Below are 12,975 nucleotides of genomic sequence, written 5' to 3'. Positions count from 1 at the left end.
CTTCGCTACTTGAGGGCGAGGGCCAGTTCGCGGGCGGTGTCGGCGAGCAGCGTCGACGGGTGGATCGGCGTACCGGCCAAGGCACTGATCAAGGCGGTGAACCCCGGCAGCGGATAGCCGTCGGGCTCGGCGACCGCCGGGGCGTGCCTGGCCAACGCCGGCCGGCCCCGCTCCCACGCCGTCAGCACCTCGTCCCGGGACGGCACCCCGAATCCGTGGCCGACCGGTGCCGCGTGCCGGAGGCGTACCAGGCCGGAATCGGTGAGCGTGGTCGCCAGCTTGCAGCCGTTGCCGAGCAGTTCGATCTCGGCCCGGCTGTGCCGGAGCAGCACCGAACAAGGCCGGGGACACGCCGCGGCGCAGACGCCGAACGCGTGCGACGTGATCGAATGCAGTCGATCAAGGTACGCCCGCCAACCGCTCGGCGGCTCATGCGCCACCTTCAGCGACCGCAGCGCCGCCGACTTCTCCGCCTTCGTCTGCGGGCACTCGCGCGTGTCCTCACCCCAGAGGCTGTGCTCCCCGCGTACGTCCGGCGGCAGGCGCGCCGGGTCGCCCGCGTGCCCCAAGACCTGCTCCCACACCAGCAGCGGGGCGTACTCGCTGACGATGTGGACGGCGGCCACCACCCCGGTCATCTCCCGGCGCTCCCAGCGGGCCGCGATGACCTCCAGCAGCAGGGCGTACGCCGGACGCAGCGAGGCCAGCGCCCCCCGGTCGGCCTCGCCGGGTGCCTGCGGCATCCGGCACGCCAATGCCCGCGTACGCAGATCGGCCGGGACGTGTTCCTCGCCGAAGTCCTCCGCGTCCAGATCCAGCAGACGCTGGCCGAAGACGCACAGCTGCTGCACCTGAGCGATCTCCCGAGTGCTCAGCTCGGGGTCGGCCCGCTGCGCGACGAGCGCGGCGACGTCGGCGAACGAATACCGCTCAGCGAGCGCGATCAGGACCCCGTGAACCGTCTCCACGCTGGAAGTTTCCCACGCCCACCGGCGATTTCGGCGCGGACAGCCGGTGAAGGACGGCGTCGAGGTCCTGGTAGTCGCGCTCGGCGATGGCGCCCGCTTCGGCGATATTCGATTCCAGCTCAGCGCGACGGCCGGCGGTGGCGTGCCTGCGGGCCGCAAGCCGTTCTTCGAACCCTTCCTCAAGGCGACTCGTCACCTTGTCGACGTCCCCGCGACTCGCCGACAACTCGCCCGCGAGGGTCGTCTGCGCGGTGGTCAACGCCGCCGCCAGGGCTTCGGCTCGTTCCAGTGCGTCCGCCGACGTTCGCAGTTCCACCGCCACGATGCGGCGTCCGAACGCGGCGAGCATCATCTGGATCTCGGTCAGCCGTGGATCGTCGACGGGCGCCGCCGGCGAATCCGGCGTACGCGGGGGCACGAACGCGCGGCCGATGTTCTGGCCGGTCGCCAGGTTGTGGTACCAGAGTCCGAGTTCGAAGCAGTCGTGCACGCGACGGAGCGCCACATAGGCGTCGCCGGCCCGGTCGTGCGCCGCATCCGTGCCGGTGTCGCGAACGCGCTCGAAAGCACGGAGTACGGCACCAGAAATGGCCTTCGCCTCCTGGAGCGCCTCGATCTTCCGGCTCAAGGTGGCTGGTCTGGGCAGACTTACCCGGAGCGCCCCGGCAACGATCTGCGCGAGGCGGTCCGCGAAACGCCGGGACCGGATCAGGGAGCTGTCGGGGTCCTCGAAGATGTAGGACTCGGCACTGGCGCCGTCGTACGCGAGCAGCGGATCATGCCGGATCAGATAGCCGAAGTTCAGCGAGCGGCCGATGATATCGCTGGTGTGCGGCGCCATTGTTGCCTCCGTCCCGAAATCGAGTAAAGCCGTCCAGACTATCCGCCCGACTGTCCTATGTGAGTGTCGGATCGAAGACAGTGGAAGGGTCGACGGCTGTCGAGGCAGTACCCGGCTGACAAAGAGAATCCGTTACACATCTTCCAATGTGTAACGGATTCCGTGTCGGTGCCGCCGGTCGGCGGCCTGCCTGGTGTCAGTCGGTGGTGGTGGCGGCCGAACCCGGCTTGCGCGGGCTACGGCGACGGCGGCGAGCCTTGGCCGGGCCGTCGGCGGAGCCGGTAGCAGCCGCGACGGGGTCCGGTGCGGACGGGCCAGACGGGTCGGAGAACAGGATCTGGGTCGCGTCGCCCTTGACCACCTCGCCGTTGCGGCGACGGCGACGCTGGCGCGGTTCGCGCTCGTCGGGCTCGCCGTCGGCCACCGGGGCCTCGACGGGCGCTGCGTCTCGCGTACCAGTGGCGGAGCGGCGGGACCGGCCACGGACCGGACGCTGACCGCGGCGGCCGCCCCCGAGGTCCTCCTCCTTCTCGGCGGCCAGGCCGACCCGCGACCGCTGCGCGGACGGCAGGGTGGCGGCGGCGTCAGCCGGGATGTCGAGGTCGGAGTAGAGCCACTCGGAGGTGTGGTAGGTCTCGCGCGGCTCGGGCTCGCCGATCTCGAGCGTCTTGTCGATGATCCGCCAGCGCGGCATGTCCTCCCAGTCCACGAACGTGACCGCGACGCCGGTGGCGCCCGCGCGACCGGTCCGCCCGATGCGGTGGACGTAGGTCTCGGGGTCCTCGGGGCAGTCGAAGTTGATCACGTGGGTGACCGCGGCGATGTCGATGCCGCGGGCCGCGACGTCGGTCGCGACGAGGACGTCGATCTTGCCGGCGCGGAACGCGCGCAGAGCCCGCTCCCGAGCGCCCTGGTTGAGGTCGCCGTGGACGGCCGCCGCGGCGAACCCGCGGAAGTCGAGGTCCTCGGTGACCCGGTCGCAGTTGCGCTTGGTCCGGCTGAAGACCATGGTGAGGCCACGGTCCTTGGCCTGGAGGATGCGGGCCAGCATCTCGAGCTTGTTCAGCGAGTGCGTGCGGTAGACGAACTGCTTCGTCTGCGGGCTGACGCCCGGCTCCTCGGAGTGACCGGCGTGCACCGTGATGGGCGAGTGCAGGAAGCGGCGGGACAAGGCCACGATCGCGTCCGGCATGGTCGCCGAGAAGAGCATGGTCTGGCGCTGCTCGGGCAGCATCGAGAGGATCTTCTCGACGTCCTCGAGGAAGCCCAGGTCCAGCATGCGGTCGGCCTCGTCGAGCACGATCGCGAAGACGCTGTTGAGCTTGAGGTGCTTCTGCTTGATCAGGTCGAGCAACCGGCCCGGGGTGGCGACGAGGATCTCGACGCCCTTCTTCAGCGCGTCGATCTGCGGCTCGTACGCGACGCCGCCGTAGATCGGCAGGACGCGGACGCCGCGGAGCTTGCCGGCGGCGGCCAGGTCCTTGGCGACCTGGAGACCGAGTTCCCGGGTCGGGACGACCACCAGCGCCTGCGGTGCTCCGTCGCCGCCCTCCTCGGGGCTGACGACCCGGTCCACCAGCGGCAGGCCGAAGCCGAACGTCTTGCCGGTACCCGTCGGGGCCTGCCCGATCAGGTCGGCGCCGCGCTGCGCGATGGGCAGCGCGTACTCCTGGATGGCGAACGCGTGAGTGATGCCGATCTCACTGAGCGCGGCAACGGTCTCCGGGCGGACGCCCAGGTCAGCAAAGGTAGAAGTGGTGCTCATGGAGTTGTGGGGTGCCCTCTCTATTGCGCCCCTGCTGCAAAGCACTTCTGGTATGGGGCGCGCTGTGTATTCGGCGCGGTCAGGTCTGCGCCTGCGGTTCGCGTGGGCCGCACCCGTGCGCCAGGCTGATCAATCAACCGGCAGGCCCGGGGGCCGCATGCGGGTCGCAGGCCGGAGCGGCCTGCGACAACATCTATATCGTACGCCGAACAGGGCGTTCCGCGCACTGGGTAGTCACGTGATCACAAGACGCCGTTCGCGCTGTAGGGTGCCAAACGTGTCCGAGAACACACTCCCCTCCGGCTGCCGGGACCTCCTCGGCATGCTCGCGTACGCCGAACTGCTGGCCTTCGACCGGATGGCGGCCGACGCCCGGCTCGCCCCCGACCTGCACCGACGGGCGGTTCTCTGCGAGATGGCGGCGGTCGAGATCGCCAACCATCGGCGGATCGCCGACCGGCTCGCGTCGGCCGGGATCGACCCCGCCGAGGCGATGAGCCCCTTCCTCGGCGCGCTGGCCTCCTACCACGAGGCGACCGAGCCGACCGACTGGCTCGAGGCGCTGACCAAGGCGTACATCGGGGACGGGATCGCCGACGACTTCTTCCGGGAGATCGCCGAACACCTCGACGAGCCCGACCGGGACCTCGTCCTGCGGGTGTTGCACGACGACGCGTACGACGAGTTCGCGGCGAGCGAGATTCGCAGCGCGATCGCGGCCGATCCCAAGATCGCCAATCGGCTCTCGATGTGGGCCCGGCGGCTGGTGGGCGAGGCGCTGTCCCAGGCCGCCCGAGTCGCGGCCGAACACGGCGATCTTGTCGCGCTGCTCGGCGACGCGGAGGTGGGGGAGCAGTTGTTCACCCGGCTCAAGCAGGCGCACGCCCAACGGATGGCCGCTGTCGGGCTCAACAACTGAGCCCGCGTCGGCTTCCCGGCGCGGGCTCAGTTGGACAGATGGGTCAGCGCGGGGTGAAGCCGACCGGGCGCGTCTGCGCCTCGGCGATCTCGATGTACGCCAGCTTCGCTACCGGCACGATGACCTTGCGCCCCTTGTCATCGGTCAGGGCCAGCACGCCCGAGTCGGACGCGAGCGCCTCGGTCACCAGCTGCTCCACCTCCGCCGGCGACTGGGTGCTCTCCAGCACGAGCTCGCGGGCCGCGAACTGCACTCCGATCTTGACCTCCACGGACGGGTCCCTCCTCGGTTGCGCGCGACGGCCATCGGCCGCCGTTTGTCGAAACACTATCGCGGGATGTCAGCCGGATTCGGCTCCGTGACACCGTGTTCGCCGGAGGCGGATTCCGCGGCCGGGATTCCTCAGACGGAATCCTCGCCGTGGTCGCCGGCGTGGTCACCGCTGAGCGGGAAGCTGGCGATGCCGCGCCAGGACAACGCGGAGATCAGCCGCTCGGCCTCCTCCTGCGCGATCTCCCGGCCGCCGGTCAGCCAGTAGCGGGCGGCGACCTGCGAGATCCCGGTCAGGCCGGCCGCCAGGATCTCCGCCCGCGCCCGGTCGACGGAGGTGTCGGCCATGATCGTCGCGGTGATCGCCTCGACCGAGGCCTGTTCGACACGCTCGACACGCTCACGAACCGCCGGGTCGTTGCGCAGATCTGATTCGAAGACCAGGCGGAACGCTTCGGACTCGTGGGAGACGAAGTCGAAGTACGCGTGCGTCGCGCCCCGGACGCGCTCCTTGTTGTCCGTGGTCGCCTGCATCGCCGACTGGATCTTGGCGATGATCGCGTCGCAATGGGTGTCCAACAAGGCCAGATAAAGTTCGAGTTTTCCGGGAAAGTGCTGGTATAGCACGGGTTTCGAGACGCCGGCCCGCTCCGCGATGTCGTCCATCGCGGCGGCGTGATACCCCTGGGCGACGAAGACGTCCTGCGCCGCCGCCAGCAGTTGCGAACGCCGGGCGGACCTCGGCATCCGGGTCGGTCGGCCCGCGGCCCGCGTGCCACTCGTCGCCGGTGCCATAGATCCCGTCCTCTCCGTACACGCTCGCCCCGCGCGTGTCGTCAGCTTCGTCGGCGGAAATTCTCCCGCCGTTGCAACTTATCGCGCTTCCCCTAACAAGGTAGCCTCACCCATGGGCTACCGAGGAGCGCACGGTGGACGTAACAGGACAATCGGGCAGCAGCGCACCCGCCAACGGCACTGGGAACGGCCATGTGAACGGACATGGCGAGCTTCCCGCCGAGGGCTGGGGCGAAGGCTGGTCCGGCGCGGGCTCCGCGCTGGAACCGGAGGCTGATTCCGTCGTGCCCGCCTGGCGGCGGGGCATGGACGCGTTGAACCACGCCCGAGCGCAGACCCCGCCCCGCTATGCCGAACTTCTCGCCGAGGCCGGCGTACGCCCGCCGCACCAGGTCGAACTGCCCGAGGACGAAGACGCGCTGGACGGACCGATGCCTTCCCGGAACGGCGAGTTCGCCGGATTCCCCGCCGACGACGGAATGATCCAGCCACTGGCACCGCCATCGCGCTACGCCGACTCCGACTACCCCCAGCCGCAGCGTGCGGAGCAGCCGAGCTATCCCGAACCACCGCGTTACGCGGAGCCGCCGAGCTATCCGGAGCCACCGCAGTACGCCGAGACACCGCAGTACGCAGAAGCCCCGCAGTACCCGGAGCCACCGCGGTACACAGAGCCACCGCAGTACGCGGAGCCACCGCAGTACACAGAAACAGCGCAGTTCCCGGACCCGCCGTTGTTCGCGGAGCCGTCCCCGGCCGACGGCGTACCGCACGTCGCGGCCGGTCCCGCCCTGAACGGGTCGACCCCGTCCCCAGGGACGCCCAGTCCGTTCGCCCGCCTGCTGGAGGTCCCCTCGGTGCCGTCCGCGCCACCGGCCCCTCGTGCGTCGACGTATCCGCCCGCCGCCTCGAACCCGCTGCCGCCTGCTCCGCCGCCCTCGGCTGCGCCGCCGACGCTGGAGCCGGTCGTGGCGCCCGCGCCGGTCCCTGACCCGGTCGCCCGCCCGGCCGCGCTCAGCCCGGGGCATCCGGGGGCGGAGGCGTACGCCCAGGATCGGGCGCAGGTCTCGGCCAGTGAGGTCGCGCAGCCATCGCCGACGGGGATCCTGCTGCCCGCGTACCACCGGGCGGAGCCGATCGTGCCGATGGACCCGGAGCCGCCCCGCGGCCAGGCCGAGCGACTGGATCCGGGCGACCTCCGGCCGGCGGCGCCCCCGGGACTGCGAGTGCCGGCTCCGGCCGCCTACCTGCCGCCGGGCGAGCCGACCGACCACATAGGACCATCGCGGGACGCGCCGCCGCGGGATGTTCCACCGCGTGACCTTTCGCCGCGTGATCTGCCCATGCGTCCGACGCCGCCGCGGGACCTGCCGCAGCGCGAACCGCAGCCGCTGGCGAACCACCCACGGCCGCAACCGCCGTACGAGCAGCCGGGTCAGCCAGGTCAGCCGGACCACCGGACCCCGGCCGACCCGCCGCCGTCCCCGGTGGCGCGCGATCGGGGCGAGGTCGGCCACGGCCTGCCGCAGCGGGTTCCGTCCGAACCGGACGTGCCGCGCATTCCCGAGCCGAACACCGAACCGCCCGCGCCCGCTCCAGCCCTGTCGCGCATCGCGTCCGGCCTGCGCCGCGACGACCTGCCGCCGTCCGATCGGCCGGACGGGTTCGACGTGGCGACCGTGCTGTCCGCCGTCCGGGACGTGCCCGGGGTCCGGGACGCCCAGCTGCGCGCGACCGCGACCGGCGGCCACACGCTGCGACTCGACCTCGCCGACGGGTCCGACCCGGCCTATGTCAGCCGGGTGGTCGCGCGGATGCTGAACGAGCGGATGGGCCTGGTCGCCGAGCCGCCCGCGCGGCCGGCTCCGACCGCACCGCCGGCTTCGGACCCACCGGCTTCCGCCCGACCGGCTTCGGGCCCACCAGCTTCAGGCCTACCGGCTTCCGCCCGACCGGCTTCGGGCCCACCAGCTTCAGGCCCACCGGCTTCGGGCCCACCCGCGTCTGCGGCACGGACTCCGATGCCTACGCCGGAGCCCGCGCCGCCCGCGACTGAGGAGTCGCCGCGCCGGCCGGTGCCCGCGCAGCACGCCGGACCGATCGAGCGGACGCCGATCCCGCCCTCCCAGCGCGGGACGAACCCGCCGCTGCCACCAGGACTGATCCCGGCGAGCGCGGCGCCTCGGGAGCCGCGACGCCGCCACCCGGTGACCATGCGGGGCCGCTATCCGGATCAGCTCCGCCCCGGCGGAGACCGGTTCGGCCGGCCCGACGAACAGCCCGAACCCGGCCGCTCGCCGGCCCTCACCCCGCCCGCCGAGGCGTCCCGGGTGGTCCTCGACCACGTGCAGGTCAGCACGTTCGGCCTGGACGCCACCGTCGAGGTACGCCTCGTCGCCGGGGAGCGGGTGGCGCTCGGCGTCTCCAACGGCCCGGCGGTCGACGGCTACGTCCTGCGGCTGTGTGCGGCGGCCGCCGCCAACGCGGTCGACGAGCTGCTCAGCGAGTCCGCCGACGGGCAGACCCGCGGGCACTGCTACGTCGAGCAGGCGGCCATCCTCCCGATGGGCAGCTGTGAGGTCGCCGTCGTGGTGGTGCTGTTGGTCTGCGACGGCTGGGTCGAGCAGCTGGCCGGGTCCGCCCTGGTCTCCGGCGACCCCCGGCAGGCGGTCGTACGCGCGACGCTGGCGGCGGTCAACCGACGATTGAGCGCCCTGCTGCCATGAAACGCGCCGTCCTCGCCGAGGACGACGAGCTGCCTCCCGGCGGCCCGCCCGTACCGCCCTGGCCTGGTCACGCCGTCCAGCTCGACGGCCGGTCGGTCTTCGTCCGCTCGACTCCGTCGCCCGGCGCCGAACCGGCGCTCTACGTCCACGGGCTCGGCGGCTCCTCGCAGAACTGGACCGACCTCGCCGGGCTGCTCACACCGCGCGTCGACGGGCTCGCGGTGGACCTGCCCGGCTTCGGGTACAGCGATCCGGCCCGGCGATACTCCCAGCGCGCGCTGGCCGACTGCGTCATCGCCCTGATCGAACAGACCGACCGTGGTCCGGTGCACCTGATCGGGAACTCCCTCGGCGGTTCGGTGAGCGTACGCGTGGCGGCGTTGCGGCCCGATCTCGTCCGCACGCTCACCCTCATCTCCCCGGCGATGCCGTTCCTCGATCCGCGACGGTCCCTGCAAGGCCGCGTCGTGCCGTTCCTCGCCCTGCCCCGGGTGGACCGGCTGGCCGCCCGGCAGATGGCGGCGATCCCGCCTGAGCAGCTCGCCGCCGAAGTGCTCAAGGCCTGCTTCGCGGATCCGGACGCCGTCCCGCCGCAACGGCTCGCCGAAGCCGTCGAGGAGGCGCGTCGGCGGTCCGAGGTGCAGCATTTCGCGAGCGCGTACACGGGGACGATGCGGGGACTCGTCCTGTCGTTCCTGCGGGCGCAGCTGCCCGGCGCCGGATCACTGTGGGCGATGGCTCGGCGGATCACCGTGCCGACGCTGGTCATCGCCGGACTGCGCGACCGGCTCGTCGACGTCCGCGTGGTCTCCCGAGTGGCTCGGACCATTCCGGACACCCGGCTGTTGCTGCTGCCCGAGGTCGGGCACGTCGCCCAGATGGAGGTCCCGAGAGTGGTCGCTCGCGCGATCCTCGGGCTGCTCGACTCGGTCTCACTCGGGCATGCCGGGTTGTCGCGCCACCCTGGATGATCCGACCTCTCGTCGGGCTGTTCTGCTGTGTCGCGCTGCGGTGCTTTGCTGTGTCGCGCTGGGGTGCTTTGCTTTGTGGCGCTGGGTTGTGGCACTGGGTTGGCGTGCTGCGCTGTGGTCTCGCGGGCGGCGTTGGGTACGCGAGCGGTCACGACGAGTGCGAATCTTCGTGTGTTCGAGCCCGATGCGCCTGATCTCCTCAGATCTATGGCAGTCTGGAGCGCGTCATGAGCCACGATCGCCGGCACCCGCCCACCGAGCCGGAGCAGTACTACCCTCGCCAGGAGTCCGCCCGGTCACGGCGTACCGGCCTGCGCGAGCGGCCGGCTTCCCGCTCCTCGGACGCGTACGCCCCGCAGTTCGACGGGGGCCCTCCTCGGGACGGTTCTTCTCCTCGGGACGGCGGTCCGTATCGGGAGACGGCGTCCCGCCAGCCCGGACCCCGGGCGCAGCGCCGGGCCGCCCGTCGTCGCGCCCAGATGCGTCGCCGTCGCGTTCTGGCGCTGGCGGTCCTGGTCATCCTGGTCGGCTCGGTCGCCGGGTTGCTCCTGCGCAGCCCCTCGTCACCGACCGAGACCGCTGCGGGCCCGTCGGCGCCGGGACCGGCTCCGTCCTCGTCGGTCTCGGCGAAGGCAGCCGCCGCCTCCGACCCGTCCGGCTCTGCCACGACCGCCACTGTCGAGTCGACCGGCGTCCCCGAGACCGGTCCGGGCACGTTCGCGTACGCCGGAGGCACCGGCAAGGTGCTGGGCACCGCCGGGACGCTGCGGAAGTATCAGATCGCCGTCGAGGACGAGAGCGGGCAGGACGCGGCCGCCTTCGCCACGGCGGTCGAGAAGATCCTCGGCGACTCCCGGAGCTGGATCGCCGGCGGCAAGACCAAGTTCCAGCGCGTCCCCAAGGGCTCCAGCCACGAATTCGTGATCTACCTGGCCACCCCGGCGACCTCGGAGAAGATGTGCGCCGCCGGTGGCCTGCACACCGAGCGCTTCACCTCGTGCCGGATCAGCGGCCAGGTGATCATCAATCTCGCTCGGTGGCTGACCGCGATCCCGGACTACAACGCGCCGCTCGACGTCTACCAGGCGTACGCGATCAACCATGAAGTCGGTCACCAACTGGGGCTCTACCACGAGGCGTGCCCGGGCCGGGGACAGACCGCGCCGGTCATGCAGCAGCAGACGTATGGGCTGAAGGGCTGCGTCGCGAACTCGTGGCCCTACATCGACGGCAAGCGGTACGCCGGCCCGCCGATCCCGTGACGACGAGGCGTTGATCGCCGGGGGCGAATATATTCCCGCGTCCCACGTGGTAGACGTCATGGCCAGAATTCACAGGCGCGAGCAAGAATGGCCAAGTCGCCGCTACATCACGCATCGCAGGCAGGAGCAGAACGTGTCTTTGCCGCCGCTGGTCGAGCCGGCCGAGTCGCTCTCGGTCGATGAGATCCGCCGCTACTCGCGCCACCTGATCATCCCCGACGTCGGGGTCGAGGGGCAGAAGCGGCTCAAGAACGCCCGAGTCCTCTGTGTGGGCGCGGGCGGCCTGGGCTCACCGGCCCTGATGTACCTGGCCGCGGCGGGTGTAGGCACCCTCGGCATCGTGGAGTTCGACGTCGTGGACGAGTCGAACCTCCAGCGCCAGATCATCCACGGCCAGTCCGACGTCGGCCGGTCCAAGGCCGAATCGGCCGCCGCGTCGATCCGCGAGATCAACCCGTACGTCCAGGTCGAGATCCACAACACCGCGGTGGACCGGGAGAACGTCTTCGACATCTTCCGGCAGTACGACCTGATCGTGGACGGCACGGACAACTTCGCCACCCGATACCTGGTCAACGACGCCGCCGTCCTCCTCGGCAAGCCCTACGTCTGGGGCTCGATCTACCGCTTCGACGGACAGGCCAGCGTCTTCTGGGCCGAACACGGCCCCTGCTACCGCTGCCTCTACCCCGAACCCCCGCCGCCCGGCATGGTGCCGAGCTGCGCCGAGGGCGGCGTCCTCGGCGTACTGTGCGCCAGCATCGGCGCCATCCAGGTCACCGAGGCGATCAAGCTCCTGGCCGGGATCGGCGAGCCGCTGGTCGGATCGCTCCAGGTGTACGACGCCCTGGAGATGACCTACCGCAAGATCAAGGTACGCAAGGACCCGAACTGCGTCCTGTGCGGCGAGAACGCGACCCAGACCGAGCTGCTCGAAGACTACGACGACTTCTGCGGCGCGGTGTCGGTCGAAGCTCAGGCCGCGACCGAGAACTCGACGATCACGGCGTCGGAGCTGAAGGACTGGCAGGACGCCGGGAAGGACATCTTCCTGGTCGACGTACGCGAGCCGGCCGAATACGAGATCGTGCGGATCCCGGGGTCGACGCTGATCCCGAAGGGGGACATCCTCTCGGGGCAGGCGCTCGCGCAGCTGCCGCAGGATCGGCAGATCGTTCTGCACTGCAAGTCTGGCGTTCGGTCTGCTGAGGCGTTGGCGGCGCTGAAGGCTGCTGGGTTCTCTAACGCTGTGCATGTTCAGGGGGGCGTGTTGGCGTGGATCAAGCAGATTGATCCTTCGCTTCCCGTGTACTAGGGCTTTTAGCCGGAAATGAGTAACCCGCTCCGGGCGGTCAGGCTTGATCCCTCCGCGGGTTACTCATTTCCGGCTCTTTTTGGTGCCTGGCCGTGGGTGGTTGCGGCGACTGGGGCTGGACGGCGTTCGCATAGTTGAACGGCGTTGGGGGAGCCGGCTGCTGCTTGTGGGTTTGCTTTTGCTCTGAGGCTGGTCGCGCTGTCATTTGGTTCCTGGCAAGGCGCACGACGCCGACGTTGCCTGGGGGCAACGAGGTGGCGAGCAACGCCGCCAGGGGCCGAATGACGGCGTGCTAACGGCATGCCCTAATGGCGACGAGGGTGGTGTGGACGTCGAAGGCGTCGCCGTCGTCGCTGGTGAAGCCGCCGTCGCTGCGTTGGAGTTGGCGGAGGCGGAGCATCGCGTTGATGATCAGCGGGTCGTCGTCGCGTACGCCGACCCGCCGGTTGGCGGCCGCGAGCCAGGCGGCGTCGGCAGCGGTCAGCTCGGGCAGCCGTTCGATCAAGCGCTGCTGGAGGCGTACGGACTCGTAGAACATGTCGTGCCGGTAGAGGACGGCGGCGGACAGCCAGGTCGCGACCAGGAAGGTCGGCATCGTCCCGTCGGGTTGCACTTCGGTCCGCAGCGCTTCGGCCGCCTTCACCACGACGCCCGCGTACGCCCCACCGGGCCGGTCGTCGAGGGGGCCGGCGGAGCGGGCGTCCTGCCCGGCGACCGTGAGCCAGAAGGCGGCGTTGGCCGTGATGTAGAGCCGAGCCTCGGGATCGCCGGGGACCGCCCACGGCGGGGCGATGTCGGCGAGGCTGGCGTCTTCCTCCCAGCTGCCGTCGGCGTGCTGGCGGGTGGTCAGCCAGTCGAGGGCGCGGCGGGCCGGCTGCCGGCCGAGCGCGCCGAGGTCGTCGAGTTCGGCCAGCCGGAAGCAGGTGGCGTCGACGGAGGCGACCCCGTCGGCCCAGTACGCCGGCCAGCCGCCGTCGCGGCTCTGGCCCGCCTCGGCCTTGTCGCGGATCTCTTCGGACGGCGCGGCCCCGGTCCTCAGGTACGAAAGGCGGGCACGGTCGACCTGGTCGCCCTTGGCCACCACGAAGCCGATGGCCGCGTCCATGTCGATCACGGAGAAAGGCTAGACGTTCACCGAGCGCA

The 12,975-nt window shown here is 70.9% G+C and carries 11 protein-coding genes; 5 read left to right on the top strand and 6 right to left on the bottom strand.

Annotated elements, in window-relative coordinates; genetic code table 11:
* Positions 1-5: 5 nt before the first annotated feature.
* The 3 genes from AB0M47_RS17375 to AB0M47_RS17365 all read right to left on the bottom strand — a co-directional run bounded on the left by AB0M47_RS17375 (position 6) and on the right by AB0M47_RS17365 (position 3,574).
* On the bottom strand, positions 6-968 hold the full coding sequence (locus AB0M47_RS17375; RefSeq protein WP_363414223.1) for a hypothetical protein: 963 nt from the start codon (positions 966-968) through the stop codon (positions 6-8).
* Entirely contained in the window at positions 931-1,809 is an 879-nt protein-coding gene (locus tag AB0M47_RS17370) for a DUF4145 domain-containing protein (protein ID WP_363414220.1), read from the bottom strand. Before AB0M47_RS17370 ends, AB0M47_RS17375 begins: the two co-directional genes overlap by 38 nt.
* 196 nt (positions 1,810-2,005) lie before the next feature.
* The gene (locus tag AB0M47_RS17365; protein WP_363414217.1) at positions 2,006-3,574 is read right to left on the bottom strand and encodes a DEAD/DEAH box helicase; all 1,569 of its coding nucleotides are present in this window, start codon (positions 3,572-3,574) and stop codon (positions 2,006-2,008) included.
* Between the two features lie 277 nt (positions 3,575-3,851).
* On the opposite strand from AB0M47_RS17365, the gene AB0M47_RS17360 reads away from it, so the two are divergent.
* Complete coding sequence (locus tag AB0M47_RS17360; RefSeq protein ID WP_363414214.1) at positions 3,852-4,493, top strand: ferritin-like fold-containing protein; 642 nt, start codon at positions 3,852-3,854, stop codon at positions 4,491-4,493.
* Between the two features lie 43 nt (positions 4,494-4,536).
* Here the strand turns inward: AB0M47_RS17360 and AB0M47_RS17355 are convergent, their stop codons facing one another.
* Both AB0M47_RS17355 and AB0M47_RS17350 read right to left on the bottom strand, forming a co-directional pair.
* A complete protein-coding gene (locus AB0M47_RS17355) occupies positions 4,537-4,764 on the bottom strand; it encodes a DUF3107 domain-containing protein (protein WP_253759798.1) in 228 nt (75 codons plus the stop codon).
* Positions 4,765-4,895: 131 nt separating this feature from the next.
* The gene (locus AB0M47_RS17350) at positions 4,896-5,558 is read right to left on the bottom strand and encodes a TetR/AcrR family transcriptional regulator (RefSeq protein ID WP_363414211.1); all 663 of its coding nucleotides are present in this window, start codon (positions 5,556-5,558) and stop codon (positions 4,896-4,898) included.
* A 134-nt stretch (positions 5,559-5,692) separates the two neighbouring features.
* Here AB0M47_RS17350 and AB0M47_RS17345 point away from each other — a divergent pair, with 134 nt between their 5' ends.
* From AB0M47_RS17345 to moeZ, 4 genes are all read left to right on the top strand, one after another.
* Entirely contained in the window at positions 5,693-8,284 is a 2,592-nt protein-coding gene (locus tag AB0M47_RS17345; RefSeq protein ID WP_363414208.1) for a hypothetical protein, read from the top strand.
* On the top strand, positions 8,281-9,255 hold the full coding sequence (locus tag AB0M47_RS17340; protein ID WP_363414205.1) for an alpha/beta hydrolase: 975 nt from the start codon (positions 8,281-8,283) through the stop codon (positions 9,253-9,255). The genes AB0M47_RS17345 and AB0M47_RS17340 overlap by 4 nt, the downstream gene beginning before the upstream one ends.
* 227 nt (positions 9,256-9,482) lie before the next feature.
* Complete coding sequence (locus AB0M47_RS17335) at positions 9,483-10,517, top strand: DUF3152 domain-containing protein (protein ID WP_363414202.1); 1,035 nt, start codon at positions 9,483-9,485, stop codon at positions 10,515-10,517.
* Between the two features lie 133 nt (positions 10,518-10,650).
* Entirely contained in the window at positions 10,651-11,832 is a 1,182-nt protein-coding gene (gene moeZ, locus AB0M47_RS17330) for an adenylyltransferase/sulfurtransferase MoeZ (RefSeq protein ID WP_253759806.1), read from the top strand.
* A gap of 292 nt (positions 11,833-12,124) precedes the next feature.
* Here moeZ and AB0M47_RS17325 read toward each other — a convergent pair whose 3' ends face one another.
* On the bottom strand, positions 12,125-12,937 hold the full coding sequence (locus tag AB0M47_RS17325) for a prenyltransferase/squalene oxidase repeat-containing protein (RefSeq protein WP_363414323.1): 813 nt from the start codon (positions 12,935-12,937) through the stop codon (positions 12,125-12,127).
* Positions 12,938-12,975: the final 38 nt, after the last annotated feature.

This window comes from Hamadaea sp. NPDC051192 (assembly GCF_040682475.1).
Taxonomy (GTDB): Bacteria; Actinomycetota; Actinomycetes; order Mycobacteriales; family Micromonosporaceae; genus Hamadaea; species Hamadaea flava.
The sequence above is the reverse complement of the archived record's forward strand: the minus strand, read 5'-3'. Positions and strand labels throughout refer to the sequence as shown.

What these genes read in the sequence shown, in the direction of transcription:
- AB0M47_RS17335 (WP_363414202.1), top strand. Translation starts at nt 9,483, where the DNA reads ATGAGCCACGATCGCCGGCACCCGCCCACCGAGCCGGAGCAGTACTAC.
- AB0M47_RS17370 (WP_363414220.1), bottom strand. Translation starts at nt 1,809, where the DNA reads ATGGCGCCGCACACCAGCGATATCATCGGCCGCTCGCTGAACTTCGGC.
- AB0M47_RS17340 (WP_363414205.1), top strand. Translation starts at nt 8,281, where the DNA reads ATGAAACGCGCCGTCCTCGCCGAGGACGACGAGCTGCCTCCCGGCGGC.
- AB0M47_RS17365 (WP_363414217.1), bottom strand. Translation starts at nt 3,574, where the DNA reads ATGAGCACCACTTCTACCTTTGCTGACCTGGGCGTCCGCCCGGAGACC.
- AB0M47_RS17325 (WP_363414323.1), bottom strand. Translation starts at nt 12,937, where the DNA reads ATGGACGCGGCCATCGGCTTCGTGGTGGCCAAGGGCGACCAGGTCGAC.
- AB0M47_RS17350 (WP_363414211.1), bottom strand. Translation starts at nt 5,558, where the DNA reads ATGGCACCGGCGACGAGTGGCACGCGGGCCGCGGGCCGACCGACCCGG.